Below are 24156 nucleotides of genomic sequence, written 5' to 3' on the forward strand. Positions count from 1 at the left end.
CTCAGACCTCGAGCAGCTCGGCTTCCTTGTGCTTGAGCAGCTCGTCCACCTGCGCGACGTACTTCGCGGTGGTGTCGTCGAGCTCCTTCTCGGCGCGGCGGCCCTCGTCCTCGCCGACCTCGCCGTCCTTGACGAGCTTGTCGATCGTCTCCTTGGCCTTGCGGCGGATGGAGCGGATCGAGATCTTGGAGTCCTCGGCCTTGGTCTTGGCGACCTTGATGTACTCCTTGCGGCGGTCCTGGGTCAGCTCCGGGAACGTCACACGGATGATGTTGCCGTCATTGCTCGGGTTGACGCCGAGGTCGGAGTCGCGGATCGCCTGCTCGATGTTGCGCAGCGCGCTCTTGTCGAACGGGGTCACCACGGCCATCCGCGGCTCGGGCACGGAGAACGAGGCCAGCTGGTTGATCGGGGTCAGCGCGCCGTAGTAGTCCGCCACGATCTTGTTGAACATCGCCGGGTGCGCACGGCCGGTGCGGATCGCGGCGAAGTCCTCCTTGGCGACCACGACGGCCTTCTCCATCTTCTCCTCGGCCTCGAGGAGGGTCTCTTCGATCACCACTTGCTCCTGCGTGTCTTGAGTGAGGCCCGGCATGCGCCCAGGGCGGCCGGCTGCGTCGTGTGTCTTTCCTGCACGGTGTCCGACCGGCAGGACATTGTCCATCCCCTGGCGGGGGGTCGTGTCAGGCCCGCGTTCCGTGGTCGCCCACGAGCGTGCCGATCTTCTCACCCTTGACCGCTCGCGCGATATTGCCCTCGGCGAGCAGTTCGAAGACGAGGATGGGCAGCTTGTTGTCGCGGCACAGGGTGATCGCGGTCATGTCGGCGACCTTGAGGTCGCGGGTGATGACCTCGCCGTAGCTGAGCGCGTCGAACTTCACGGCCTCGGGGTTGGTCTTGGGGTCGGAGTCGTAGACCCCGTCCACCCCGTTCTTGCCCATGAGCAGCGCCTCGGCGTCGATCTCCAGGGCGCGCTGGGCGGCGGTGGTGTCGGTGGAGAAGTAGGGCATGCCCATACCGGCGCCGAAGATGACGACGCGGCCCTTCTCCAGGTGGCGCACGGCGCGCAGCGGGATGTACGGCTCGGCGACCTGCCCCATGGTGATGGCGGTCTGCACGCGGCTGTCGATGCCCTCCTTCTCCAGGAAGTCCTGGAGCGCGAGGCAGTTCATGACGGTGCCGAGCATGCCCATGTAGTCGGAGCGGGCCCGGTCCATGCCGCGCTGCTGGAGCTCGGCGCCGCGGAAGAAGTTGCCGCCGCCGATGACGACGGCGATCTGCGCGCCGTCGCGCACGACGGCCGCGATCTCACGGGCGATCTTGTGCACCACGTCGGGGTCGACGCCCAGACCCCCGCCACCGGCGAACGCCTCGCCGGACAGCTTCAGCAAAAAGCGCCCCGCGCCTTTGCCGTCGTCGCTCTTGTCGCCCTTGTCGGCCTTGGTGGTGGTGGTCATGGTGATCTCGCCTCTTTACTTGGCACACATACAAAGAAGGCCATTGCCGGTGGGGTGTTGTTCGCATCCCATGCTCGGCAATGGCCTCCTCGTCACATCTGCGGTCACCCGACGCGCACGCGCGCGTGGCGGCGTACGCGGGAGACTGCTGTCGACCCTACTGGGATCTCGTCGACCCTAGCGGTGTCTTCCGGCTGTCGCGGTACGGACTCAGATGCCGACCTTGATGCGCGAGAAGCGCTTCAGGGTGACACCGGCCTCGTCCAGAACCTTCTGCACGGACTTCTTGTTGTCCAGCGCGTACGGCTGGCCGAGGAGGGTGGCCTCCTTGAAGAAGCCGTTGACGCGACCCTCGACGATCTTCGGGAGCGCGGCCTCCGGCTTGCCCTCGGCGCGGGTGGTCTCCTCCGCGACGCGGCGCTCGGACTCGACGACCTCGGCCGGGACGTCCTCACGGGAGAGGTACTTCGGCGCGAAGGCGGCGATGTGCTGCGCGATGCCCTTGGCGAGGTCGGCGTCGGCCTTGTCCAGCTCGACCAGAACACCGATCTGCGGGGGCAGGTCGGGCATGGTGCGGTGCATGTACGCGGTGACGAACGCGCCCGAGAACTGCGCGAAGCGGTCCAGGACGATCTTCTCGCCGAGGTTGGCGTTGGCCTCGTCGACGTACGCCTGGACGGTCTTGCCGGGCTCGATCTCGGACGCGAGGAGCGCCGCGATGTCGGCCGGGTTCGTCTTGGCGGCGTGCGCGGCGAGGGAGTTCGCGACGGCCTGGAACTTCTCACCCTTGGCGACGAAGTCCGTCTCGCACTTCAGCTCGAGGATGACACCGGAGGTGTTGTCGTCGGCGATGAGGGAGACCACGGCGCCGTTCTCGGCGGAGCGGCCCTCGCGCTTGGCGACGCCCTTCTGGCCCTTGATGCGCAGGGCCTCAACGGCCTTGTCGACGCTGCCGTCGGCCTCGTCGAGCGCCTTCTTGCAGTCCATCATGCCGGCGCCCGTGAGCTCGCGGAGCTTCTTGACGTCAGCGGCGGTGTAGTTCGCCATGATCCTGAAATTCTCTCTCGAAGTCTGAAAGATCTACGGGTGAACGGCGGGGGCCGACCCGGCCCCCGCCGTCAACTACCGAACCGGTGAGGTTCAGGCCTGCTCGGCGTCCGCGGCCGGAGCCTCGGTGGCAACCTCGGTGGCGACCTCGGCCTCGGCGTCGGCGACCTTCTCCGTCTCGGCGGAGGTCTGGACCTCAGCCTCGGCGGCCGGCTGCTCGTCGGCCTTCTTCTCACCCTCGAGCAGGTCGCGCTCCCACTCGGCGAGCGGCTCGCCCGCGGCCTTCTCGCCCGGCTTCTGGTCGCCAGTGGCGGCACCGGAGCGGGCGATGAGGCCCTCGGCGACGGCGTCGGCGATCACGCGGGTGAGCAGGGTGACGGAGCGGATCGCGTCGTCGTTGCCCGGGATCTTGTAGTCGACCTCGTCGGGGTCGCAGTTGGTGTCGAGGATGGCGACGACCGGGATGTTGAGCTTCCGGGCCTCACCGACCGCGATGTGCTCCTTCTTGGTGTCCACGATCCAGACGGCGCTGGGCACCTTGGACATCTCGCGGATACCGCCGAGGGTCTTCTCCAGCTTGGCCTTCTCGCGGGAGAGGACGAGCAGCTCCTTCTTGGTGAGGCCGGACGCGGCCACATCCTCGAAGTCGATCTGCTCAAGCTCCTTGAGGCGCTGCAGACGCTTGTAGACCGTCGAGAAGTTGGTGAGCATGCCGCCCAGCCAGCGCTGGTTGACGTAGGGCATGCCGACGCGGGTCGCCTGCTCGGCGATCGCCTCCTGCGCCTGCTTCTTCGTGCCGACGAACATGACCGTGCCGCCGTGGGCGACGGTCTCCTTGACGAACTCGTAGGCGCGGTCGATGTACGACAGCGACTGGAGCAGGTCGATGATGTAGATGCCGTTGCGCTCGGTGAAGATGAAGCGCTTCATCTTCGGGTTCCAGCGACGGGTCTGGTGACCGAAGTGGACGCCGCTTTCCAGCAGCTCCCGCATCGTGACGACGGCCATGGCCGTACTCCTTGGGTTCTCGGTTGCCGCGACCGCAGGATTGCTGTCGCGCCTGACGCCCCGCGCGCTGTGCCACGAGGGACCGAGGAGCGCGAACACCGTCACGAATGACTTGGTGTTGGGGCGTGCGAAGTCGATCCGGTGACCCGGATCGCCATCAGAAGTGTACGGGACCCGCGGGGTGCCGGGTGACGCCGCTGTCCACAACCGGTCGGTAGTCCCCAGTTCGGGTCCATGATCCCCGCGGACCGCGTCAGGACGGGACCGTTCAGTGCATGCGACTGATGCTGATGCTGACGATGACCGCGGCGCTGGCGAGCCTCGTGCCGCCCCCGCCGGTACCCGCCGTGGGCGCCACCTGGCCGGTGGGGACGCGGCCCCCGATCGTACGGGGCTGGGCCCCGCCGGCGACGGAGTACGGGGCGGGCCACCGCGGCGTGGACCTGGCCGCGCCCGTCGGCACCCCGGTCAGAGCGGTGGCGCGCGGCCGGGTGTCCTTCGCGGGGCGCGTGGCGGGCAGAGGGGTCGTGGCGGTGGAACTGTCCGGAACGGGCGACCCGCCGCTGCGCACCACGTACGAACCGGTGACGCCGTCGGTGAAGAAGGGCGCCCTGGTGGCGCCGGGCGAGGTGCTGGGCGCACTGGAACCCCCGACAAACCACTGCGGCCCTACGTCATGCCTGCACTGGGGCCTGCTGCGGGGCGACACCTATCTGGACCCGCTGTCCCTGCTGCCCCCGCGGCTGCTGCGACGAGGCCCGTCGCGACTGCTGTCGGTACCCCCGACTGTCGCGGTACCGGGACTGGTCCCGCCCGGGGCTGACCCACCCCTGCTGGTCCCGCTGCTGCCGGTCCTGTCGGGCGTCGGCGCCGGTACGGCGCCGGGTACCGGACCGGGGCCGGTACCGCCGCTGCTGATCCCGCCGCTCCGTCCAGGGCTCGCGCCCCGGATCAGCCGCTGACGCCCCGCAGGGCCATGCCCACGGCCGCCTCGGTGATCGCCGAGGGGTCTTCCGCCGCACCCAGCTCGATCCGGCGGACCGCCGCGTCCACGACCCCCTGAAGGAGCATCGCCGCGAGACGCGGTTCCGTGTGGCCCATGTCGGCGAGGGCCTCGACGATCATCGCGACCAGCCCGCCGTGCGCGGCGCGGATCTTCTCGCGTGCCCCTGAGTCGAGTTCGCTCGCCGAGATGGCCACGACGGCACGGTGCCGGCGGTCGCCCACCAGCGAGAGCTGCTCCCGAACGTACGCCTCGACCTTGCCCTCGGGCGTACCCGCGCGCTCCATCGCCGTGGAGACCTCCGCCGCCCAGACGGGGAAGTCGACCTCGCAGAGCTCTTCGACGACCGCGGCCCGCGACCGGAAGTACTCGTACACGGAGGACCGGGCGAGCCCGGTGCGCTCGGCGAGCGCGGGGAAGGTCAGCGCCTCCGTCCCGCCCTCGGACAGCAGGGAGCGCGCCGCGTCCAGAAGGGCGCCGCGCTGCATCGACCGGTGCTCGGCCACAGAGGCCGCTCGAATCCTTGGCACGCCACCACTTTACGGACGGGACGCGCGCCGCGGGAGTCGTCCCGCCCCGCGCACGGCCCGGCAGGGACGATTCCGCATAGTCAGCGCCGGAAACTGGCCAGCTTCGCGCGGAGCTGGAGGACGGACTTGGTGTGGATCTGGCTGACGCGGCTCTCGGTCACGCCGAGCACATTGCCGATCTCCGCGAGGGTCAGGCCCTCGTAGTAGTAGAGCGTCACCACGGTCTTCTCGCGCTCCGGCAGCGTGTTGATCGCGCGCGCCAGATACCGCCGCAGCTCGCGGTCCTCGGCGACCTCGACCGGGTCGTCGGCAGACTGGTCCTCGAGCGTGTCCATCAGGCTGAGCCGGTCGCCGCTCTCGCCGCCGGCGTGCAGCAGCTCCTCCAGGGCCACCACGTTCGCGAGGGACAACTGACTGAAGACCGCGTGCAGTTCCTCGACCTTGATGCCGAGCTCGGCGGCGACCTCGCTCTCCGACGGAGTCCGCCGCAGCTGCGCCTCGAGCGTGGCGTACGCCCGCTCGACGTTGCGCGCCTTCTGCCGTACGGAGCGCGGAATCCAGTCGAGTGCCCGGAGTTCGTCGATCATGGCGCCGCGGATCCGGGTGATCGCGTACGTCTCGAATTTGATCTCGCGCTCGATGTCGAACTTCTCGATCGCGTCGATCAGCCCGAAGACGCCCGAGGACACGAAGTCGGCCTGTTCGACATTGGGCGGCAGGCCGACGCTGACGCGTCCCGCGACGTACTTGACCAGGGGCGAGTAGTGCAGGATGAGCTGCTCGCGCAATCGCCCGTCACCCGTCGCCTTGTATGACCTCCACAGCTCCTCGAGCGAAGAGGGAGCAGGAGGCCGCACGCTGCCACGGGCAGCGGGGGGAACCGCAGCCCGGTCAGACCCGGAGGTGTGCTGGGGCATTCGTCGCCTTGTGCCGTTCTGCCGTGAACTGGTGATTTGTGCGCCTGGCGCCGGACTGGTGGTAAAGATCCCAAGTTAACTGTCTGATGCTCGGTTGCCCATCTGATCGTGGTTGCTCTTCGGTGCCTGGCTCATTCCGGATTGAACCGAACGAGCCGGAATCCTGGTGAGCGTAGCGTGACTGCAGTGTCGCAGTGTGCGAAGGCTATGGGATCGCACGTGCGCAGATACGTTCCGTTGGGCGACTTGCGGGATCACATCCGTCGCTGTAAGTGACCGGGCTGAAAGGTCAACGCCCCGTAATGCCAAGGGGTTCGGCAGTCATCCGGACGGCGCAACACCCTCTGTCACCGATCATCTCCTTCCGGCGAGACAGGCCGGATCGCCTGGCGTGTCAACTGCCAGCCATCGCTGTGTCGTTCGACGAACCCTAGTGAGCGCAGTTCGTACAACCTCCCGATTGCGTCGTCGACTCCGGTGCCCGCCGCCCGGGCGATGTCCCCCGCCCCCACGGCTCCGCCGGCGGGCAGCGCCGCCAGGACCGCCGCGGCGTCCGGCGCGAGCAGGTCGTGCGGCAGTACGGGACCGCGCCGCGCCGGCGCGAGCTCCCCCATGTCTCCGACCAGCTCCATGACTTCCGCAGCGTCGGTGACGAGAACGGCTTCCCCGCGCAGCAGTTCGTGCACCCCCGCTGATCGGGTGCTCGTGACCGGCCCAGGAACCCCCATCGTGTGACGCCCGAGACGCTGCGCCCAGCGCGCCGTACCGAGAGCACCGCTGCGGTACGCGGCCTCCACGACTACAGTCCCCCTGGTGAGCGCGGCGATCAGGCGGTTACGGAGGATGAATCTGCTCCGCGTCGGATGATCACCGGGTGGCAACTCCGCGATGACCAGACCCTGTTCCGCGATCCGCTCGATCAACTGGACGTGACCGCGCGGATAGGGCCGGTCGACCCCGCAGGCAAGGACCGCCACAGTGGCACCGCTCGCGCCCAGGGTCCCTCGATGCGCCGCCGCGTCCACCCCGTAGGCCCCGCCCGACACGACGACGCTGCCGCGCTCCGCGAGCCCCGCGCCAAGGCTCGCCGCCACCCGCGCCCCGTAGTCCGTGCAGGCCCGCGCCCCCACGACCCCGACGGACCGCAACGCCCATATCCGCAGGGAGGGCCGCCCCCGCACCCACAGGGCGACGGGCCGCGCGTCGCCGAGATCGTCCAGCTGGGCCGGCCACTCGGCGTCTCCGGGACACACGATCCGCGCCCCCACGCCCGCCGCCCGCTCCAGGTCACGCTCGGGCACCACGCCGGCCGCCCTGGCCCGCAGCCCCGCCCAGCGGCCCTCGCTCACCCCGGGCAGCGGCTCCCCGTCCTCGACGATGCGCCGCACGACGTCCACCGCACCGAACTCCCTGAGCCACCGCCCCGCCCTCTCGTCCCCGGGCTCGACGATCCGGGTGAGGGCGGCCCTGGCCAGCCGGATTCCGTCGGAGACCTCCGCCCCACTCACGCCGACCCTCCGATGGCCATGGCCACACCGCGCGAGATCCCGGTGCGCAGCTGAAGGGCGAGCCCCACGTCCTGCGCGCGTGGCCGGTCGTGGCCGCACAGGTCGGCGACGGTCCAGGCCACCCGCAGCACACGGTCGACACCCCGGGCCGTCAGGAAGCCGCGCTCCAGGTCGTTCTCGACCTCGTCCATGGCCCTCGGCGCCGCGGGCCACCGGGTGCGCAGGGCGTGCCCGGGCACCTCACTGTTCGTCCGCCAGGGCGTGTCCGCGAGCCGCGCCGCGGCCCGCTCACGGGCGGCCCGCACGCGCTCGCGGACGACGGCGGTGGTCTCGCCCTGTGCGCCGCCCCCGGTCAGCTCGGCTCGCGTGACGGGCTCCACGTCCACCCTGAGGTCGACGCGGTCGAGCAAGGGCCCGGAGAGGCGTGCCTGATAGCGGCGTACGGCCGCCGGAGGGCACTCGCAGCCGCCTCCCATGAGCGCGTGGTTGCCGCACGGGCACGGGTTGGCGGCCAGCGCCATCAGAAAGCGGGCGGGCAGCCGCACCACCCCGGCACTGCGGGCGATGACCACGTGGCCGGACTCCAGCGGCTGGCGCAGCGCGTCGAGTGCCTGGCCGCTGAACTCCGGCGCCTCGTCCAGAAAGAGCACTCCTCTGTGGGACAACGACACCGCGCCCGGCCGCGGCATCCCCTGTCCGCCGCCGACGAGCGACTGCATCGTCGCCGAGTGGTGGGGCGCGCAGTAGGGGGCGGCGTCGACCAACGGTTTGCCCGGCGGGAGCATGCCCGCCACCGAGTGAATGGCCGTCACTTCGAGGGCTTCCACGCGGGTGAGCGGCGGCATGACCAGCGGCAGCCGCTCGGCGAGCATGGTCTTGCCGGCACCCGGCGGCCCCTGGAGGAGGACGTGATGGGCACCGGCGGCCGCGACCTCGATCGCCGTGCGTGCCGCGCGCTGGCCGACGACATCGGCCAGATCGAGGATGTGGGCGTCGTGCGGCATCCCGGCGAGGCCGACACCGAGGCCCTGGCCCGGGATGCTCAGGCCGGCGAGCATCGGGTCGGGGCGTCCGGTCTCGTCGGGCGGCTCGTCCGGGACCGGCTCATCCGTGAGGACCGCGATGAGCTGGCGCAGGCTCCGCACTCCGAGGACCGAGACGCCCGGGACGAGCGCGGCCTCGCCGGCCGAGCACTCGGGGACCACGACCTGCTCGTAGCCCGCGTCGGCCGCCGCCAGGACGGCCGGTAGCACCCCGCGAACGGGCCGGACCCGGCCGTCGAGCCCCAGCTCGCCGATCATCACGACCTCGGAGAGGACCCGCGGATCGATCCGCTCGGCCGCGCCCAGCACCGCGCTGGCGATGGCCAGGTCGAATCCGCTGCCGCTCTTGGGTACGGACGCCGGGCTGAGCCCCACCGTGAGCTTCTTCTGCGGCCACTCCCCGCCGGAGTTGACGACCGCCGCCCTGACCCGGTCGCGGCTCTCCGAAAGACTCTTGTCGGGCAGTCCGACCAGCGTGAAAGCGGCGACCCCGGGCTCCAGGTCGGCCTGGACCTCGACGACCACGCCCTCGACGCCGACGAGGGCCACGGAGCATGTGCGCGCGAACCCCATCAGGCCACCCCTCGCGCATGCTCGACGACGGGGGCGCCGCGTTCCGGCAGAACGACCCCGACCACATCGATGCGTACGCCGCCGGGTGGCGCTCCCCCGTGTTCCTGCACCCAGCGCTCCGCGAGGTCGCGCAGCCGCTGGGCCTTGACGGGTGTGACAGCGGCCATCGGATGCTCGAAGGGCCCGGCGCGGCCGCCCGCCCTGCGGGTCTTCACCTCGCAGACGACGAGGGCCTCGCCCTCCCGGGCGACGATGTCGATCTCACCGGTCCTGCCCGCGCGCCAGTTGCGCTCGATGACCGTCATTCCGGACTCGACCAGCCGTCGTGCGGCCAGCTCCTCGCCGTACTTTCCGAGTGCGCTGCGTGCCTTGGACGCGTTCATGTCGGCACCACCTCCGACGCCCACGCTGAGGCATGGGCGCCGAAGAAGTGGATCTTGGTGAACTACTCACGGGTTGTGGACAACACAGCCACCCGACCCAGCGAACTCCACCGACTCAGGGGCTCCGGCTCACCCGCCCGGCAGCTCCAGATCGCTCTTGTTCAGCTCCTCGATGTTCACGTCCTTGAACGTGAGTACCCGGACCTGCTTCACGAACCGTGCGGGCCTGTACATGTCCCACACCCAGGCATCCGCCATGGATACTTCGAAGAAAACCTCACCCTGGACCGAGTGCACCTGCATCTCGTAGTCGTTGGTGAGATAGAAGCGCCGTTCGGTCTCGATCACATATTTGAACAGACCGACGACGTCGCGGTACTCCCGGTAGAGCTTCAGCTCCATCTCGGTCTCGTACTTCTCGAGGTCCTCGGCGCTCATGGCATGTTCCCCTTCAGCCGTGCGTCCCCCTATTGTGCGTCAGCCCCGTACGCCTCTAGACGATTTCCGTGTCGAGGACTTCGGGACGACTCGGGGGACCCTCGTCGAGCAGCCGTTCCAGCAGCCCGGCGAGCCTGGTCGGATACACCGTCTCATGTGCTTCGGTCAGTTCCCGGCACGTCCACCAACGTGCTCCGGCGACGCTGCGCCGTTCCAGCTCGGTCAGGCCCTCCCCGGCGATCTCCGACCCGGCCACAGCAGCCGTCGTACGGGCCAGGAAGTACCACTCGTCCTGGTCCCAGCGCCGCCCGTCGAACGGGAAGGAGCAGGTGCGCCGCCACAGGACCGGGCCGAGCTCGACGTCGATGATGCCCGTCTCCTCCGCGAGCTCGCGCAGCGCGGCCTGCTCGCGGGTCTCGTCGCCCTCCAGGCCGCCGCCCGGGGTGAACCACCAGTCGTCGGCGGTGTCCCCCGGCTCGTGCCCGTGCAGGAGCAGAATGCGGTCGTCCGGGTCGAGCAGTACGACCCGAGCCACCTTCCGCAGCTCCCGGCCGGCGCCGGGCGGCTCAGCCCGCAAGGGCCCGCTCCCCCGCCGACGCATGCGACCGGTCGCGGCCCTTGCTCGCGCGCTTGGCGATCGGCCCGTACGCGGCCCCGCCGAGCACCAGGACTGCACCCGCGACCACGGCGGCCAGGACCAGCTTCAGGGGGCCCGGCTGGGAGAGCCCGCCCGGCAGCGCCTCGAAGCCGGTGGGCCGCGCGAGCATGCCGTCCATCGGCCAGGCCACGGCGTCGACCCGGGCGGCCACCGCGCTGCGCGGCACCGTTCCGTGGCTGGAGTCGCCGATGTGGACGCTGGAGTCGAGGGAGCCGCTGCGCTCGTCACCGAGCAGGAAGAGGCGTCCCTCGGGGACCGTGGTGGTCGGGATGCCCGTGGCCGAGGGGCCCTGCCCCTTGGGGAGATACGGTTCGGCAATCTCCTTGCCGTTGACGGTCAGCTTGCCGGCCTCGCAGCAGGCGATCTTGTCGCCGCCGATGCCGACGACGCGCTTGACCATGGGCATGTCGCCCCACGCCGACTCGGTGAAGACGACGACGTCGCCGCGCTTGACCTCACTGCCGTCGATGCGCTGCGCGAGGACCCGGTCGCCGGCGCCGATCGTCGGCGTCATCGACTCGGTGGGCACGGTGTACGGCTGGTACACGATGGCGCCCCACACGAACCCGCCCAGGAACAGCACACAGCCGAGGGCCACGGCCAATCCCGACAGCGTGCTGCCGAGCCGGCCATGGCCCTCGTCCGTACGACGTGTCCTGCTCATCCCAGTTGCTCCCCGCCTCGGAGATTCGCCGTGGAAGATCGGCGATCTGGGACGGCACCCTACCCGGCGGTCTTCACCTCAGAAACCCTGGTGTTCCCCTGGGTAAGCCGACGCCTGCGCCACAGCACGATCGGCGCGGCGCCCGCGAGGCCGAGCGCGCCCGGGGCCGCTCCCATCGCGGCCTTCAGGCCCGGCTGGTCGAAGGTGTCCGGCACAGGCAGGGTCGTCCAGCGGGTGGGCGGCCAGGCGACCACGATCGCGCGGCCCACGACGTTGTCCACCGGGACGAAGCCCTGGTTGCTGTCCTGCTGGTGGTACCGGGAGTCCATGGAGTCCTGGCGGTGGTCACCCATGACCCAAACTTTGCCGATGGGTACGGTGACCTTGAACTTGCCGCCCACATTGTCGTCGGTGCACGGGGTGTTCCCCGGGTAGACGTACGGCTCGTCGAGCGCCTTGCCGTTGACCGTGAGCGGTCCCGTCCCGTTGCACTCGATGGTGTCGCCGCCGACGCCGATGACGCGCTTGATGAGGTCCTTCTCGTTCGTGGACGGCATGAGGCCGATCCAGCCGAGAACGCGCTGCACCGGATTCGGCTCGGCCGTCGGCTCGTCCTTCAGCCAGCCGTCCGGGTCGTGGAAGACGATGACCTCGCCGCGCCCGGGCTCGGACCCGAACCACGGCGTCAGTTTGTCGACGAGCACGCGGTCGCCGATCTGCAGGGTGTTCTCCATCGACGCCGACGGAATCGAGAACGCCTGCACCAGGAAGGTCTTGATGACCAGCGCCAGAACCAGCGCGATGACGATGAGGAGCGGAAGCTCCTTCCAGAAGGAGCGGGGCCTCTTCGCCTGACCGCCCGACCTGCTGCCGCCGACGGAGCCGTCTCCCGGGCCGTCGCCGTGGCCACCACCGTGTCCGTTGCCGTCCACGCCGTCACTCTCGAGGTTCACGGCGCCCGTCGCGGCCGCTGCCGCTCCGTCGTCGGATCGCCCGGGCTGCTCGTCGGGCCCATGCCCTGACCGCGCGCCGACCGCCAAGTCCCCCACATCCACTCCTCACTCCGTGCCGCTGCCTGTCGTCCCATACGCGATGCAGGCCCACCACTCCCATAACGAGCGGGAGTTCCGCAGGGCTCGGGAGAGGGATCGATCCGTTCAGATCCGTGGAGGCCACCCTATGCGACGGTTGCGCGGCTGCGGCCGACCTGTTCTGCGCGGCGGCCACAGTCGCGTAGGTGCTCGGCTCCGGGAGCGTGCTCCAGTGACCGACCGGCCAGGCGATGACGCGGGCCCGGCCGACGACCGACTTCTCCGAGACGGTGCCGCTGAAGGCCTCGGTGCGGTGGAAGCGGGAGTCGGCCGAGTTGGAGCGGTGGTCGCCCATCACGAACAGGCGCCCCTTGGGCACCTTGACCTCGAACTCGAACTTTGACGGCACGTCACCCGGATGGATGTACGGCTCGTTCAGGGGCGTCCCGTTGACCGTGACGCGGCCCTGTTTGTCGCAGCACTTGACGGTGTCACCGCCGACCGCGACGACCCTCTTGATGAGATCGCGCTCGTCGTCCGAGGGCAACAGGCCGATCCAGGTGAGACCTTCCTTCACCTGCTTGACGCCGACAGGGGCGTCCTTCTTCGTTCCCTGTTCCTGTTCCAGCCACTTACCGGGGTCCTTGAAGACGACGACGTCGCCGCGGTGCGGCTTCGCGCCGAACCACGGGGTGAACTTGTCGACGAGGACCCGGTCGCCGATCCTGATCGTCTGCTCCATGGAGCCGGACGGGATCACGAAGGCCTGGACGAGGAACGTCTTCAGGACGAGTGCTATCAGCAGCGCCACCCCGATGAGGAGCGGGATCTCCTTGAGCGCGGAGCGCCGTCGGCGTCGCTTGACCTTGCGCGCCAGCCTGCGCCGCTCGGCACGGCCCGGCAGCGGCGGGCTGCCGGCGCGGCGCGTCCCGGTGGGCAGGCGGGTGTCGCCGCCGCCCCTGCGCGAGTGGGAGCGTCCGCGGTTACCCATGGGCACCGCCGGGTGCGGGCACGCGCGCGTAGACGTCGTTGCGGGACAGGGAGCCCCAGTGGCCCGTCGGCCAGGCGATCCACTGGGCCTTGCCGATCACATCGCCCACGGGGACCATGCCGCCGCCGGGTGCGCCCAGGTAGTCGCGTGAGTCCCGGGAGTCGCCCCGGTGGTCACCGAGCAGGAAGAGGGTGCCGTCGGGCACGACGAGGTCGAAGGGGACCTCGGAGGGGGTGTTGCCGGGGTACAGGAACGTGCTCTCGTCCACCGGTTCGCCGTTCACCGCGATCCTCCCCCTGCTGTCGCAGCAGACCACATGGTCTCCCCCCACGCCCACGACCCGCTTGATGTAGTCGGCGTCACCGAAGTACCCGGTCCCGTCGAAGACAACGACATCGCCCCGCTGCGGCTCAGCACCGAAACGGTACGCCAACTTGTTTACGAGAACGCGGTCCCCGACCCTCAATGCGGGCTCCATGGAACCGCTGGGGATCTGGAAGGGCTGCATCACGAAGATGCTCAGCAGGAGCAGCAGAACGAGTCCGAGCAGCGCCGACAGGGTCAGGCGGCCACCGGGAAGCCAGGACGCGGCCCGCGACACAAACGCGAAACGCGACCGCTCCTCCCCGCCCTCGTGTACGGAGGGGTGGGAGGCGCGATCGCGTTCCGTTGTCTGTGCTTCGGTGTCCATCGAGGCCAGATGCTATCCGGCCCGGCTGTGACCCCGTGCGCGAGCTCAGTTGTCGCGCTTCTCCTTGATCTTCGCGGCCTTGCCGCGCAGGTCGCGCAGGTAGTAGAGCTTCGCGCGACGCACGTCACCGCGGGTGACGAGCTCGATCTTCTCGACGATCGGGGTGTGCACCGGGAAGGTGCGCTCGACGCCGACAGAGAAGGAGACCTTGCGGACCGTGAAGGTCTCGCGGACACCGGCGCCCTGGCGGCGGATGACTACGCCCTTGAACTGCTGCACACGGGAGCGGTTGCCCTCGATGACGCGGACGTGGACGTTGACGGTGTCACCCGGGCGGAAGGCCGGGATGTCGCTGCGCAGCGACGCGCTGTCGACGGAGTCGAGCAGGTGAGACATGATCGTCTGCTTTCTTCACCGATGCCACAGGTCATCGGCGGGAATGTTCGAAATGAGGATTCGGTAGCTGATCGCGTCGGGCGGGCGTCGTTCCCCCTGTGGCAGGGGCGCACGCTGGACGTACAGCAGCGGCCTATTGTTCCACGGCTGCGGGGTCTCGCCCAAATCGGCCGTCGGGGCCGGGCCGCCAGCCCAGGATGGAGAGCATCTCGCGGTCCTTCTTGTCGAAGACCGAGGGGTCGCAACGCTCCACGAGATCGGGCCTGTTGCGGGTGGTGCGCCGCAGCGCCTCGTCCCTGCGCCAGCGCGCGATCTTGCCGTGGTGGCCGCTGAGCAGCACGTCGGGGATGCCCTGGCCGCGCCACTCGGGGGGCTTGGTGTAGACGGGCCCTTCGAGGAGGTTGGCCATGGCGCCGGGCGCGAAGGAGTCGTCCCGGTGGGACTCGGCGTTCCCGAGGACCCCGGGCAGCAGTCGCGCGACGGCCTCCGTGACGACGAGCACGGCGGCCTCTCCGCCGGCCAGCACGTAGTCGCCGATGGAGACCTCGTAGACCGGCATCCGGGTCGCGTACTCGTCGATGACACGGCGGTCGATGCCTTCGTAGCGCGCGGGCGTGAAGACCAGCCAGGGGCGCTCGGAGAGCTCGACGGCGAGCTCCTGGGTGAAGGGGCGGCCGCTGGGCGTGGGGACGACGAGGGCGGGGCCGTGGGACCCGGTCTCGTAGCCGTCGGCGAGCACGTCGTCGAGGGCGTCGCCCCAGGGGCCGGTCTTCATGACCATGCCGGGGCCGCCGCCGTACGGGGTGTCGTCGACCGTGTTGTGCCGGTCGTAGGTCCACTCCCTGAGGTCGTGCACCCGTACGTCGAGCTGCCCGCGCGCGCGGGCCTTGCCGACGAGGGAGACGTTCAGGGGGTCGAGGTACTCGGGGAAGATCGTGACGACGTCGAGCCGCATCAGGCGCCGCCCGCCTCGGAGTGCTCGCCGGAGTCGTCGTCCGCGTCGCGGCTGGAGGCGATCTCGGCGCGGTCGTCGATGAGCCCGGGCGGCGGGTCGATGATCGCCCGCTGCTCCTCCAGGTCGATCTCGGTGACGATCTCCTCGACGAAGGGGATCATCACCTCGCTGCCGTCGGGGCGCTCCACGATGAACAGGTCCTGCGAGGGCAGGTGCGAGATCTCGGTGATCCGGCCGACCTCGACACCGTCCGTGGTGACCACGTCCAGGTCCATCAGCTGGTGGTCGTAGAACTCGTCCTCGTCCTCCGGCAGTTCCTCCGGGTCGACCTCGGCGATGAGGAGCGTGTTGCGCAGCGCCTCGGCGGCCGTACGGTCGCGTACGCCCTCGAAGCGGAGCAGGAGGCGGCCGCTGTGCACGCGGCCGGTCTCGATCGTCAGCGGCCCCGCGGAGGCGGGGTCGGTGGCGAGCACGGCACCGGGGCCGAGCCGCAGCTCGGGCTCGTCGGTACGTACCTCGACGGTGACCTCGCCCTTGATGCCGTGGGCGCGGCCGATGCGCGCGACTACCAGCTGCACGTGAACAACTCTCCTGTCATACGGCCACGGGCCGGGGACGGCCCTGAGGCCCTCCCCGGCCCGAGCCGGTGCTTCATTTGTCGCCGAACCGTTGGTCCGGCTCAGCGAACCTGGTCCACGTCGACGAGGTCGACGCGGACACCGCGGCCGCCGATGGCGCCCACGACGGTACGCAGGGCACGCGCGGTGCGGCCGTTGCGGCCGATCACCTTGCCGAGGTCATCGGGGTGGACCCGGACCTCGAGAACGCGCCCACGGCGCAGGTTGCGCGAGGCGACCTGCACATCGTCGGGGTTGTCGACGATGCCCTTCACGAGGTGCTCAAGAGCCTCCTCGAGCATGCTCAGGCCTCGGTGGACTCGGTGGACTCGGCCGGGGCCTCGTCCGCCTTCTTGTCAGCCTTCTTGGCCTTCGGGGTGATGGCCTCGCCCTTGGCGTCGTCGCCCTCGAGACCCTTGGTGAAGGCCTCGAACGCGGCGCGCTTGTCCTTGGGCTCCGCGACGAGCAGCGGCGCGGGGGCCGGCAGGCCCTTGTGCTTCTGCCAGTCACCGGTGAGCTTCAGGATGGCCATGACCGGCTCGGTCGGCTGGGCGCCGACGGACAGCCAGTACTGGGCACGCTCCGAGTTGACCTCGATGCGCGAGGGGTTCTGCACCGGGTGGTACAGACCGATCTCCTCGATGGCCCGGCCGTCACGGCGGGTACGGGAGTCGGCGACGACGATGCGGTAGTGAGGCGAACGGATCTTGCCCAGACGCTTCAGCTTGATCTTGACTGCCACTGGAGTGGTGTCTCCTGGTCTTGACGTGGTTGGGCACAACGGGATGCCACGTGGGGTTGCGGTACTCGGGGTGCCCGATGGACGCGTCAGCCGGAGGCGAGAGGGTTCCTATGCGGCTGTCGAGTACAGCTAGCCATTGTGCCATACGCCGGCGGGGCGGCCGAACCTGGTCCGGACGCCCCGCAGCAGGTCGTACACCCTCACCGAAGATCAGCCGGAGATCACCCGACGCCCGCGCCGACGGCTTCCGGGATGCGGAACGGCTTGCCGCAGCCGCCGCAGACGATCGGGGCCTGGGCGAGGACCGAGGGCACCACGCGCACATTGCGCCCGCAGTCGCAGACCGCCTTGACGCGGACGCCGCCCCCGGAGGAGCCGTGCCGCGCGGCCGGGCCGCGGAAGCTGCGCTTGGTGTCCGCGGCCGTGGCCACGGTGTGCGCTTTGAGGGCGCTCTTGAGCCGCTCGATCGTCGGCCGGTAACGCTGCTTCGCCTCGGGGTTGAGCGTCACCAGCGAGAAGCCGCTGCTGGGGTGCGGTTCCTCGGGGTGGTCGAGGCCCAGCTCTTCGGCGATGGCGAGGAATCTGCGGTTGTGGTACCGGCCGGCGCGGGAGGTGTCGCGGACTCCTCGGGCGGCGGCGATGCCATGGACTGCCTCATGGAGGAGTCGCTCGAAGGAGAGCTCGTGTCCGCAGGCGGACGACGACTCCCCGATCAGGGATTCGGGCGCGGCTAGATCTGGCAGCTCAGGGTGGTGCCGCTGAATGTCGGCCCACGCCTGTGCCAGCTCTGCGGCGAGAACAGGTGGTGTCGTGCTCACGTCGTGACAACGAGCCGGGATGCCTCTGTGTTCCTATTCCGGGGCATCCCAAATAATTTGCACGTACCAGTCAGTTGCCGCTCATGCGTCCGGACGAGGGCGGGTGCGCTGATCTGCGGAGAAGCCTCACAGCTCACACCAAGGTGGTGCGTAGGTATACGTACGCCCCGGCGCGTAGACGATGTCCGCACGCCGGGGCGACTGTGTCCCTCTGATGCGCAAGGGGCCTTTCGGCCTCTCTCGCGCCGCTCGCTTCGCGGGTGGGGTGGCTCAGTACGCGCGCGCCACGACGGCGACGTTACCCGCCGCGTCATCCGCGTCCGGCACCGCCCCGTCCTCGGTGACCAGGCACCGTACGGAGACGGAGTGCTCGGCCAGCGCGGCCTCGCCCGCCTCGCCGAGCGTGGCCCACGGGATGCGGGCCCAGCCGCCCGAAGCGGCGGCCTCGACGGCCTCGTCGACCGTCGTCACATCGGCCGTGCGGGACTCGCGGCGCTCGCGCGCCTGCTTCAGGAGCAGCGCCTGGTCCTCTTCCAGAACGGTGGGCAGCAGCGCGGCGAGCGCCTCTACGGCCACCGGCTCCTTGCCGCCCGGGATGCGCCTGGCCAGCATCGCCGTGCCGTTCTCCAGGTCGCGCGGGCCGATCTCGACGCGTACGGGCACTCCCTTGAGTTCCCAGTCGACGGCGCGGCGGCCGAACGGGGTGTCCGTGCGGTCGTCGACGTGGACGCGGATGCCGGCCGCCTGAAGGGCGCCGCCGATCTCGTGGACCTTGGCCAGAACGGCGTCGTCCCCCTTGATGGCCAGCACGACGACCTGAGTGGGGGCGAGCCGGGGCGGGATCCTCAGGCCGTTGTCGTCGCCGTGCATCATCACGAGCGCGCCGATCATGCGGGTGGTCGATCCCCAGGAGGTCTGCCAGACCAGTTCCTGCTTGCCCTCCTTGGACAGGTACTGGGTGTGGAAGGCCCTGGCGAAGTTCTGGCCGAGTTCGTGGCTGGTGCCCAGCTGGAGGGCCTTGCCGTCGCCCATCATCCCTTCGAGCGTGAGGGTGTTGACGGCGCCGGCGAAGCGCTCCTTGGCGGTCTTGCGGCCGAGGACGACGTCCATCGCGAGGACGTCCTGCATGAAGTCCGCGTACACGTGCCGGTGGATGCGGGCCGCGAAGTCGCGGGCCTCCTCGTACGTGGCGTGCGCGGTGTGGCCCTCCTGCCAGAGGAACTCCGTGGTGCGCAGGAAAAGTCGGGGGCGCAGCTCCCAGCGGACGACGTTCGCCCACTGGTTGATGAGGAGGGGCAGGTCGCGGTAGCTCTGCACCCACTTGGCGAAGTACTCGTTGATGATCATCTCGGAGGTGGGGCGGACGACGGCGGGCTCCTCGAGCTCCTTGCCGCCGCCGTGCGTGACCACGGCGAGTTCGGGCGCGAACCCCTCGACGTGTTCGGCCTCCTTGTGGAGGTACGACTGCGGGATCAAGAGCGGGAAGTACGCGTTCTGGGTGCCCGTCTCCTTGATGCGGGCGTCCATGTCCTGCTGCATCCGCTCCCACAGGCCGTAGCCGTACGGTCGGATGACCATCGTGCCGCGCACCGGACCGTTGTCGGCCAGCTCGGCCTTGTTGACGATGTCCTGGTACCAGCGCGGGAAGTCCTCTGCCTGAGGCGTGAGGACGGGTGTCTTGGCCATGGCGCGCATGCTACGGCGCGATGACGCCCGGTCGGCATTCTTTTTGACCGCGCGGCGCAGGCCCGCGGCGGTGCGCGAAGGCCCTTGGGAACACCCCCTAGACGGGACGACGGATGCGGAGTTCTCTGGCATACGGGGGAACTGCGAGCGCACATGTACGGGGGCGGACGAACCGCAGGAACACGGCACAGCAGTAACTCTCGGCGGATTGGGGCGCTTTCGATGACACCTACGCTCGTGCAGCGGCACCTCCCCCACGCAGGGCGCGTGCCCCGCGTGGACCTGTGCGCACGCGCGCGTGACTGGGCGGAGATACAGGAGCGGATGCTGGTCCCGCTCTACGAAGCGGTCTACGAACGGCTGGAGGTCGGCGAAGCGGCCGGCACCCGGCTTCTCGGCCTCGGCTGCGGCTCGGGGCTCGCCCTATTGATGGCGGCGTCGCGGGGCGCGGCGGTCACGGGCGTCGAGGCGGCCGCGCCCGAGCGGCTCGCACTGGCCAGAGAGCGTCTCCAGGGCGAGACGCGGAGCACGCGCGCGCGTGGTGACACGCGACTGACCGAAGGGGGCCCCGGGGACGCGGCGGAACCGGACGATGCGCCGTACAACCTGATCACCGCGTTCCAGCCGATCGGCTGCATGGCGGGTGACTCCGAGGGGCTCGGCGCGCTCCTGGAGTCGGCGTCGCCGTTCGCCGAGCGGGGTACTCCCGTGGTGCTGGCCGGCTGGGGTCCGCCGGAGCGGTGCGCGACGTCGTCGGTCCTGCGGGTCGCGACGAAGCTCGCCGATCCGCTGCGCAGCGCGGGCAGTTGGCGGCCGGCGCTCCGCGACGACCTGGAGGAGGTCACACATCGGGCCGGGCTGAGGCCGGACGGCTCGGGCCGGGTCGCCTGTCCGTTCGGCTACGCGGACGTGGACAGCGCCGTGCGCGGGCTGCTGTCGACGGGGCTGTTCGACGCGGCGATCGGCGCGACGGACCGGTCCCAGGTCGAGAAGGAGATGACGGAGGCACTGCACCCGCATCAGCGGCAGGACGGGACGGTGTGGATGCCGAACGTGTTCCGCTACGTGATCGCGCGCACGCCGTGACGGTCGCTAGCGGTCGGTCTCCGTCCCCTGGCCGTCGGTGTCCTGGGTCCCCTGAGTCCCCTGCGCCTCCTCGTCCTTGGTGAGGCGGATGACGCCAGCGACGCGGTAGGCCTCCGCCTCGTCCAGGGTCTCGTTCGCGAGGAGTGCCGCGGCCAGGGCGTCCAACTGGCCGCGGTGGTCGCGGAGTTTGGTGCAGGCCTCCTCGTAGCACTCGTCGACGATGCGGCGCATCTCGTGGTCGATGGCGTCGAGGGTGTGCGGCGCGGCGGAGAGCCCGTATGCCTGCTGGGCGTCACTCGGCAGGGCGGAGAGGCGGCCGATGCGGTCGCTCATGCCCCAGCGGGCGACCATGCCTCGCGCGATGTTCGTGACCTGTTCGAGGTCGTTCTCGGCGCCGGTGGTGACGAGCCCGTATACGACCTGTTCGGCCGCCATGCCGCCGAGCGCGCCGATGATGCGGCCGCGCAGGTACTCCTCCGTGTAGGCGTATCTGTCGGCGTCGGGCGTGGAGAGGGTGACGCCGAGTGCGCGGCCGCGCGGCACGATGGTGATCTTGCGGACGGGGTCGGCGCCGGGCTGGAGCATGCCGAGCAGGGCGTGGCCGCTCTCGTGGTAGGCGGTGCGGCGGCGCTCCTCGTCCGGCATGACGAGGGGCCGTTCGGCGCCCAGTTGGACCTTTTCCAGGGCCTGGGAGAGGTCGGTCTGGGTGACGGTCTTCTGCTGGCGCTTGACGGCGAGGAGGGCGGCCTCGTTGGTGAGGTTGGCGAGGTCGGCACCGGTCATGCCCGGGGTCGTGCGGGCGACCTGCAGCAGGTCCACGTCCGGGGCGAGCGGGATCTGCCGGGTGTGGATCTTGAGGATGGCCTCGCGGCCGCCGCGGTCGGGCGGGCTGACGGTCACGACGCGGTCGAAGCGGCCGGGGCGGGTGAGGGCCGGGTCGAGGACGTCCGCGCGGTTGGTGGCCGCGATGACGATGACGCCCTCGGATCCCGAGAAGCCGTCCATCTCGGTGAGGATCTGGTTGAGGGTCTGTTCGCGCTCGTCGTGGCCGCCCATGGCGGAGCCGCCGCCGCGGGCCCGCCCGATGGTGTCGATCTCGTCGATGAAGATGATCGAGGGCGCCACCTTGCGGGCCTCGGCGAAGAGTTCGCGTACGCGCGAGGCGCCGACTCCGACGATCATCTCGATGAACTCGGAGGCGGACGCGGAGAAGAACGGCACCCCGGCCTCGCCCGCGACGGCCCTGGCCAGGAGCGTCTTGCCGGTTCCCGGCGGGCCCGACAGGAGGACACCGCGAGGCATCTTCGCGCCCATCGCGCGATAGGCGTCGGGGTTCTTGAGGAAGTCGACGACGTCACTGAGCTCGCCCTGCACCTCGTCGATGCCGGCGACGTCCGCGAACGTCGTGCGCTGCACCCCGGGCTCCAGCTCGACCGGCTTGGGCGGCTGCTTGCGCCCGAGCATTCCTCCCCCGATGCCGCCGCCCATGCCCTGTCGCATCCGCCGCGCGATGAAGATCCACAGCACGACGAGCAGGAACATCGGGGCGAGGGAGAGGAGGAGGTTGGCGAGGAAGCTGCGCTCCTGGACGACCGGCGAGGCCGTCACGGTGACGTTGTGCTTCTCCAGGTTCGCCCAGAGGTCGTCGTCCGCGAAGGACGGCCGCTGGGTCTTGAACTTGGTGTAGTTCTTGCTCGAGCTGTCACTGCCGTCGGGCGTGGGCTGCTCCTTCTTGAGCTGGCCCTGGATCGCGTCACCCTTGGAGTAGATCTTGGTGACGTTGTTGTCGGCGACCTGCTTGCTGAACTCGGTGTACGAGATCGTCGGCTCGTTGCCCCGGTTGAAGAACGACAGCACGAGGTTGGCGATGAGGTAGACGATCAGAGCGGTGAGAATGAGGCCGCCCCAGCCGCCCGGCATCTTCTTGCGCGGCGGCTTGGCGGGCTGCGGAGGCGGCGCCCCCTCGGAGCGCCACGGCTGGTCCGTCCGGTCGCGCGGGGGTACGGGGTTGGCCACGCCTGCTCTCCTCCTGCCGTCACGCCTCCCGCCCATGACCGCACACATCCGGGACCCTTGCCAGTATCCAGAATCCTGGTTACTGTCCGAGCCGTGAACGGTTTCGACGAGCGCTTCCTTACGCGCAACGGCCTCGCGGCCCGCCAGCTCGCGGTCCTGCTGCTCAACCACGAGCCCGACACACGACTGCCCCGGGTCCGCGACTTCGCCGAGGAACTGGGGTGCGGAAACGGCACGGTTCAGGCCGCTCTGCGGCTCCTGGAGGAGTCCGGCGCCATCGAGACCGCCGCACGCGGCCACCTGGGCACCTTCCTGGTGCGCTCCGAGCGCTCCGTCCTGTGGCGCCTCTCCGGCCTCGGCACTCTGCTCGCCGCGATGCCCCTCCCCTACTCCCGCCGCTACGAGGGCCTGGCCACCGGCCTGCGGACCGCCTTCGAGGAGGCGGGCACGCCGTTCGCGATCACGTTCATGCGGGGCGCGGGCGCCCGGACCACGGCCCTGCTCGAAGGCAAGGTCGACCTGGTGGTGCTCTCGCGCTTCGCCGCCGACCGGCTGATCGAGGAGCATCCGGTGGAGCTCGTCGCCGACCTGGGCCCGGCCACGTACGTCGGCGCCCATGGGCTGCTGCTGCGCGAGGGTGCCTCGCTCGACGCGCCCGGCCTGCGGATCGCCGTGGACCCCACCTCCGAGGACCAGCGCATGCTCGCCGAGCGCGCGTTCGCCGCGCGCACCGACATCGAGTGGGTCGAGTCCTCGTACATGCAGCTGCGGGACCTGTTCGCGCGGAACCTGGCCGACGCCACCGTCTGGAACCTCGACGAGGTACAGGGCCGGACGGGGATGGGCGGGGAGGTGCTGCCGCTGGGTGACGAGGTCACCCGCGATCTGTCCCTGCGCAACTCCAGCGCGGCGATCATCGGCAGGACCGAGGGCGCGAAGGCGCTCTCCGCGGTGCGGGACGCGATCGACCTGTCGACCGTGACGTCACTGCAGGCCGAGGTGTTGCGGGGCGAGCGCGTGCCGTCGTACTGAGCCGGCGGGGTGGGGTGGAGGGATTCGCCCGCCCTTCCCAGGCTGAATATCCAGAATCCTGATTATTGTCGAATTGGCCAGTGGCCCCGGAAGGAGATCCCATGGACGACCGACTCGCCCTCCGTATCCGGCTGTTCCGCGAAGGCGGCCAGGTCAGGCCCGAGGTCGCCGACTTCGTGACCGCCGAACTCACCGCCCTGGCGGAGCGCGGGAACGAGGTGACCGAGCAGACCGCCGGCATGCTCACCAGCCATCTGATGATGGCGCTCACCCGGCTCGTCGACGGGGAGCCGATCGAGCAGTTCCTCACCGACGAGCAGGTGGCCGCGGAACTGGCCGGCCACCCCCACGCCGTGTCCGGCGCCCGCGAGGTCGCCGCCCGCGCCCGCGAACGGCTCGGCGCCACCCTGCCCGACTCCGAGGTCAACTTCCTGGCCATGCATCTCGCGGTGCTGGCGGGACAGCCATCAACCGACTCCCAACCCCCAAGGACCACCCCATGAAGAAGATCCTCACCGGCGGCGTAGGCAAGGTCGAGGTCGTCGGGACCGTCAAGGCGCTCGCCCTCGACGGCGTCGAGATCGTCGCCTCCAGCGACATGGACGCCGCGATGAAGCTCCGCGTGGGCCAGGCCGACTTCTACCTCGGCACCTGCCACACCGGCGCCGGCGCCTCGCTCGGCGTCCTCGTCGGGCTCATGGGCCGGCCCGCGTGCCACACCTTCGGGCGTTCCGTACCGACCGAGGACCAGGTCAACTCCCTGCTCGACCAGGGCAAGAAGGTCTTCGGCTTCTCCATGGACCAGATCGACGTCATCGCTCCGCTGATCGCCCGCGCCATCGCCGCGCGCGCCTGATCACACCAGG

General features: G+C 70.0%; 27 protein-coding genes and 1 pseudogene. 5 read left to right on the plus strand and 23 right to left on the minus strand.

Annotated features, from left to right (window positions below; translation table 11 throughout):
• Position 1 precedes the first annotated feature (1 nt).
• From frr to rpsB, 4 genes are all read right to left on the minus strand, one after another.
• Positions 2–559, minus strand: coding sequence for a ribosome recycling factor (frr, locus tag OHO83_RS15705; protein ID WP_093780078.1), 558 nt, complete (start codon positions 557–559; stop codon positions 2–4).
• A gap of 124 nt (positions 560–683) precedes the next feature.
• Positions 684–1457: a UMP kinase gene (pyrH, locus tag OHO83_RS15710; protein WP_266674649.1), complete on the minus strand. Its 774-nt coding sequence runs from the start codon at positions 1455–1457 to the stop codon at positions 684–686.
• Between the two features lie 210 nt (positions 1458–1667).
• The gene (gene tsf, locus OHO83_RS15715) at positions 1668–2504 is read right to left on the minus strand and encodes a translation elongation factor Ts (protein WP_266674647.1); all 837 of its coding nucleotides are present in this window, start codon (positions 2502–2504) and stop codon (positions 1668–1670) included.
• A gap of 93 nt (positions 2505–2597) precedes the next feature.
• Positions 2598–3512, minus strand: a complete 915-nt coding sequence (gene rpsB, locus OHO83_RS15720) for a 30S ribosomal protein S2 (protein ID WP_266674645.1) — start codon at positions 3510–3512, stop codon at positions 2598–2600.
• Between the two features lie 284 nt (positions 3513–3796).
• Between rpsB and OHO83_RS15725 the strand changes: the two are divergent.
• Positions 3797–4312: pseudogene (locus OHO83_RS15725) on the plus strand (M23 family metallopeptidase); the annotation flags it as partial.
• 151 nt (positions 4313–4463) lie between these two features.
• Here the strand turns inward: OHO83_RS15725 and OHO83_RS15730 are convergent.
• The 18 genes from OHO83_RS15730 to proS all read right to left on the minus strand — a co-directional run bounded on the left by OHO83_RS15730 (position 4464) and on the right by proS (position 19156).
• Positions 4464–5021, minus strand: a complete 558-nt coding sequence (locus OHO83_RS15730) for a TetR/AcrR family transcriptional regulator (RefSeq protein WP_266676669.1) — start codon at positions 5019–5021, stop codon at positions 4464–4466.
• Between the two features lie 104 nt (positions 5022–5125).
• Complete coding sequence (gene whiG / locus OHO83_RS15735) at positions 5126–5962, minus strand: RNA polymerase sigma factor WhiG (RefSeq protein WP_266674644.1); 837 nt, start codon at positions 5960–5962, stop codon at positions 5126–5128.
• A 347-nt stretch (positions 5963–6309) separates the two neighbouring features.
• Positions 6310–7470, minus strand: coding sequence for a DNA-processing protein DprA (gene dprA / locus OHO83_RS15740; protein WP_266674642.1), 1161 nt, complete (start codon positions 7468–7470; stop codon positions 6310–6312).
• Entirely contained in the window at positions 7467–9086 is a 1620-nt protein-coding gene (locus tag OHO83_RS15745) for a YifB family Mg chelatase-like AAA ATPase (protein WP_266674640.1), read from the minus strand. Before OHO83_RS15745 ends, dprA begins: the two co-directional genes overlap by 4 nt.
• Entirely contained in the window at positions 9086–9469 is a 384-nt protein-coding gene (locus tag OHO83_RS15750) for a YraN family protein (RefSeq protein WP_266674639.1), read from the minus strand. Before OHO83_RS15750 ends, OHO83_RS15745 begins: the two co-directional genes overlap by 1 nt.
• 129 nt (positions 9470–9598) lie before the next feature.
• Entirely contained in the window at positions 9599–9907 is a 309-nt protein-coding gene (locus OHO83_RS15755; protein ID WP_003965949.1) for a DUF2469 domain-containing protein, read from the minus strand.
• Between the two features lie 55 nt (positions 9908–9962).
• On the minus strand, positions 9963–10508 hold the full coding sequence (locus OHO83_RS15760) for an NUDIX hydrolase (RefSeq protein ID WP_266674637.1): 546 nt from the start codon (positions 10506–10508) through the stop codon (positions 9963–9965).
• Complete coding sequence (gene lepB, locus OHO83_RS15765) at positions 10474–11229, minus strand: signal peptidase I (protein ID WP_266674635.1); 756 nt, start codon at positions 11227–11229, stop codon at positions 10474–10476. Before lepB (OHO83_RS15765) ends, OHO83_RS15760 begins: the two co-directional genes overlap by 35 nt.
• A gap of 59 nt (positions 11230–11288) precedes the next feature.
• Positions 11289–12278: a signal peptidase I gene (gene lepB, locus OHO83_RS15770; protein ID WP_266674633.1), complete on the minus strand. Its 990-nt coding sequence runs from the start codon at positions 12276–12278 to the stop codon at positions 11289–11291.
• Complete coding sequence (gene lepB / locus OHO83_RS15775; protein ID WP_266674631.1) at positions 12166–13251, minus strand: signal peptidase I; 1086 nt, start codon at positions 13249–13251, stop codon at positions 12166–12168. The genes lepB (OHO83_RS15770) and lepB (OHO83_RS15775) overlap by 113 nt, the downstream gene beginning before the upstream one ends.
• Positions 13244–13942, minus strand: a complete 699-nt coding sequence (lepB, locus tag OHO83_RS15780) for a signal peptidase I (RefSeq protein WP_266674629.1) — start codon at positions 13940–13942, stop codon at positions 13244–13246. The genes lepB (OHO83_RS15775) and lepB (OHO83_RS15780) overlap by 8 nt, the downstream gene beginning before the upstream one ends.
• Positions 13943–13987: 45 nt before the next feature.
• Positions 13988–14338, minus strand: a complete 351-nt coding sequence (gene rplS, locus OHO83_RS15785) for a 50S ribosomal protein L19 (RefSeq protein WP_054235359.1) — start codon at positions 14336–14338, stop codon at positions 13988–13990.
• 133 nt (positions 14339–14471) lie between these two features.
• Positions 14472–15293 (minus strand): tRNA (guanosine(37)-N1)-methyltransferase TrmD, encoded by an 822-nt coding sequence (gene trmD / locus OHO83_RS15790; protein ID WP_266674627.1) that lies wholly within the window; start codon positions 15291–15293, stop codon positions 14472–14474.
• On the minus strand, positions 15293–15871 hold the full coding sequence (gene rimM / locus OHO83_RS15795) for a ribosome maturation factor RimM (RefSeq protein WP_266674625.1): 579 nt from the start codon (positions 15869–15871) through the stop codon (positions 15293–15295). Before rimM ends, trmD begins: the two co-directional genes overlap by 1 nt.
• A gap of 101 nt (positions 15872–15972) precedes the next feature.
• Positions 15973–16212, minus strand: a complete 240-nt coding sequence (locus OHO83_RS15800; protein ID WP_014176063.1) for an RNA-binding protein — start codon at positions 16210–16212, stop codon at positions 15973–15975.
• A gap of 2 nt (positions 16213–16214) precedes the next feature.
• Entirely contained in the window at positions 16215–16652 is a 438-nt protein-coding gene (gene rpsP, locus OHO83_RS15805; RefSeq protein WP_116509370.1) for a 30S ribosomal protein S16, read from the minus strand.
• Positions 16653–16873: 221 nt separating this feature from the next.
• Complete coding sequence (locus tag OHO83_RS15810) at positions 16874–17470, minus strand: hypothetical protein (RefSeq protein ID WP_266559563.1); 597 nt, start codon at positions 17468–17470, stop codon at positions 16874–16876.
• Between the two features lie 270 nt (positions 17471–17740).
• Positions 17741–19156, minus strand: a complete 1416-nt coding sequence (gene proS / locus OHO83_RS15815) for a proline--tRNA ligase (protein ID WP_266674622.1) — start codon at positions 19154–19156, stop codon at positions 17741–17743.
• A 222-nt stretch (positions 19157–19378) separates the two neighbouring features.
• Between proS and OHO83_RS15820 the strand changes: the two genes are divergently transcribed.
• The gene (locus tag OHO83_RS15820) at positions 19379–20242 is read left to right on the plus strand and encodes an SAM-dependent methyltransferase (RefSeq protein WP_266674620.1); all 864 of its coding nucleotides are present in this window, start codon (positions 19379–19381) and stop codon (positions 20240–20242) included.
• Between the two features lie 6 nt (positions 20243–20248).
• Here OHO83_RS15820 and ftsH read toward each other — a convergent pair whose 3' ends face one another.
• Positions 20249–22258 carry an ATP-dependent zinc metalloprotease FtsH gene (gene ftsH / locus OHO83_RS15825; RefSeq protein WP_266674618.1) on the minus strand — a complete coding sequence of 670 codons (2010 nt, stop codon included), beginning with the start codon at positions 22256–22258 and terminating at the stop codon, positions 20249–20251.
• Positions 22259–22351: 93 nt separating this feature from the next.
• Here ftsH and yhfZ point away from each other — a divergent pair, with 93 nt between their 5' ends.
• The 3 genes from yhfZ to OHO83_RS15840 all read left to right on the plus strand — a co-directional run bounded on the left by yhfZ (position 22352) and on the right by OHO83_RS15840 (position 24146).
• Positions 22352–23290: a GntR family transcriptional regulator YhfZ gene (gene yhfZ, locus OHO83_RS15830; protein WP_266674616.1), complete on the plus strand. Its 939-nt coding sequence runs from the start codon at positions 22352–22354 to the stop codon at positions 23288–23290.
• Positions 23291–23391: 101 nt separating this feature from the next.
• Positions 23392–23793 (plus strand): PRD domain-containing protein, encoded by a 402-nt coding sequence (locus OHO83_RS15835; RefSeq protein ID WP_266674614.1) that lies wholly within the window; start codon positions 23392–23394, stop codon positions 23791–23793.
• On the plus strand, positions 23790–24146 hold the full coding sequence (locus tag OHO83_RS15840) for a DUF2620 family protein (protein WP_266674612.1): 357 nt from the start codon (positions 23790–23792) through the stop codon (positions 24144–24146). The genes OHO83_RS15835 and OHO83_RS15840 overlap by 4 nt, the downstream gene beginning before the upstream one ends.
• The last annotated feature ends 10 nt before the right edge of the window (positions 24147–24156 follow it).

It is taken from the genome of Streptomyces sp. NBC_00569, assembly GCF_036345255.1.
GTDB lineage: Bacteria > Actinomycetota > Actinomycetes > Streptomycetales > Streptomycetaceae > Streptomyces.

Coding starts and splice junctions, on each gene's coding strand:
- pyrH (WP_266674649.1), bottom strand. CDS start 1,457: ATGACCACCACCACCAAGGCCGACAAGGGCGACAAGAGCGACGACGGC.
- tsf (WP_266674647.1), bottom strand. CDS start 2,504: ATGGCGAACTACACCGCCGCTGACGTCAAGAAGCTCCGCGAGCTCACG.
- rpsB (WP_266674645.1), bottom strand. CDS start 3,512: ATGGCCGTCGTCACGATGCGGGAGCTGCTGGAAAGCGGCGTCCACTTC.
- whiG (WP_266674644.1), bottom strand. CDS start 5,962: ATGCCCCAGCACACCTCCGGGTCTGACCGGGCTGCGGTTCCCCCCGCT.
- OHO83_RS15745 (WP_266674640.1), bottom strand. CDS start 9,086: ATGGGGTTCGCGCGCACATGCTCCGTGGCCCTCGTCGGCGTCGAGGGC.
- OHO83_RS15750 (WP_266674639.1), bottom strand. CDS start 9,469: ATGAACGCGTCCAAGGCACGCAGCGCACTCGGAAAGTACGGCGAGGAG.
- OHO83_RS15755 (WP_003965949.1), bottom strand. CDS start 9,907: ATGAGCGCCGAGGACCTCGAGAAGTACGAGACCGAGATGGAGCTGAAG.
- OHO83_RS15760 (WP_266674637.1), bottom strand. CDS start 10,508: ATGCGTCGGCGGGGGAGCGGGCCCTTGCGGGCTGAGCCGCCCGGCGCC.
- lepB (WP_266674635.1), bottom strand. CDS start 11,229: ATGAGCAGGACACGTCGTACGGACGAGGGCCATGGCCGGCTCGGCAGC.
- lepB (WP_266674631.1), bottom strand. CDS start 13,251: ATGGGTAACCGCGGACGCTCCCACTCGCGCAGGGGCGGCGGCGACACC.
- lepB (WP_266674629.1), bottom strand. CDS start 13,942: ATGGACACCGAAGCACAGACAACGGAACGCGATCGCGCCTCCCACCCC.
- rplS (WP_054235359.1), bottom strand. CDS start 14,338: ATGTCTCACCTGCTCGACTCCGTCGACAGCGCGTCGCTGCGCAGCGAC.
- trmD (WP_266674627.1), bottom strand. CDS start 15,293: ATGCGGCTCGACGTCGTCACGATCTTCCCCGAGTACCTCGACCCCCTG.
- OHO83_RS15800 (WP_014176063.1), bottom strand. CDS start 16,212: ATGCTCGAGGAGGCTCTTGAGCACCTCGTGAAGGGCATCGTCGACAAC.
- proS (WP_266674622.1), bottom strand. CDS start 19,156: ATGGCCAAGACACCCGTCCTCACGCCTCAGGCAGAGGACTTCCCGCGC.
- OHO83_RS15820 (WP_266674620.1), top strand. CDS start 19,379: ATGACACCTACGCTCGTGCAGCGGCACCTCCCCCACGCAGGGCGCGTG.
- OHO83_RS15835 (WP_266674614.1), top strand. CDS start 23,392: ATGGACGACCGACTCGCCCTCCGTATCCGGCTGTTCCGCGAAGGCGGC.
- OHO83_RS15840 (WP_266674612.1), top strand. CDS start 23,790: ATGAAGAAGATCCTCACCGGCGGCGTAGGCAAGGTCGAGGTCGTCGGG.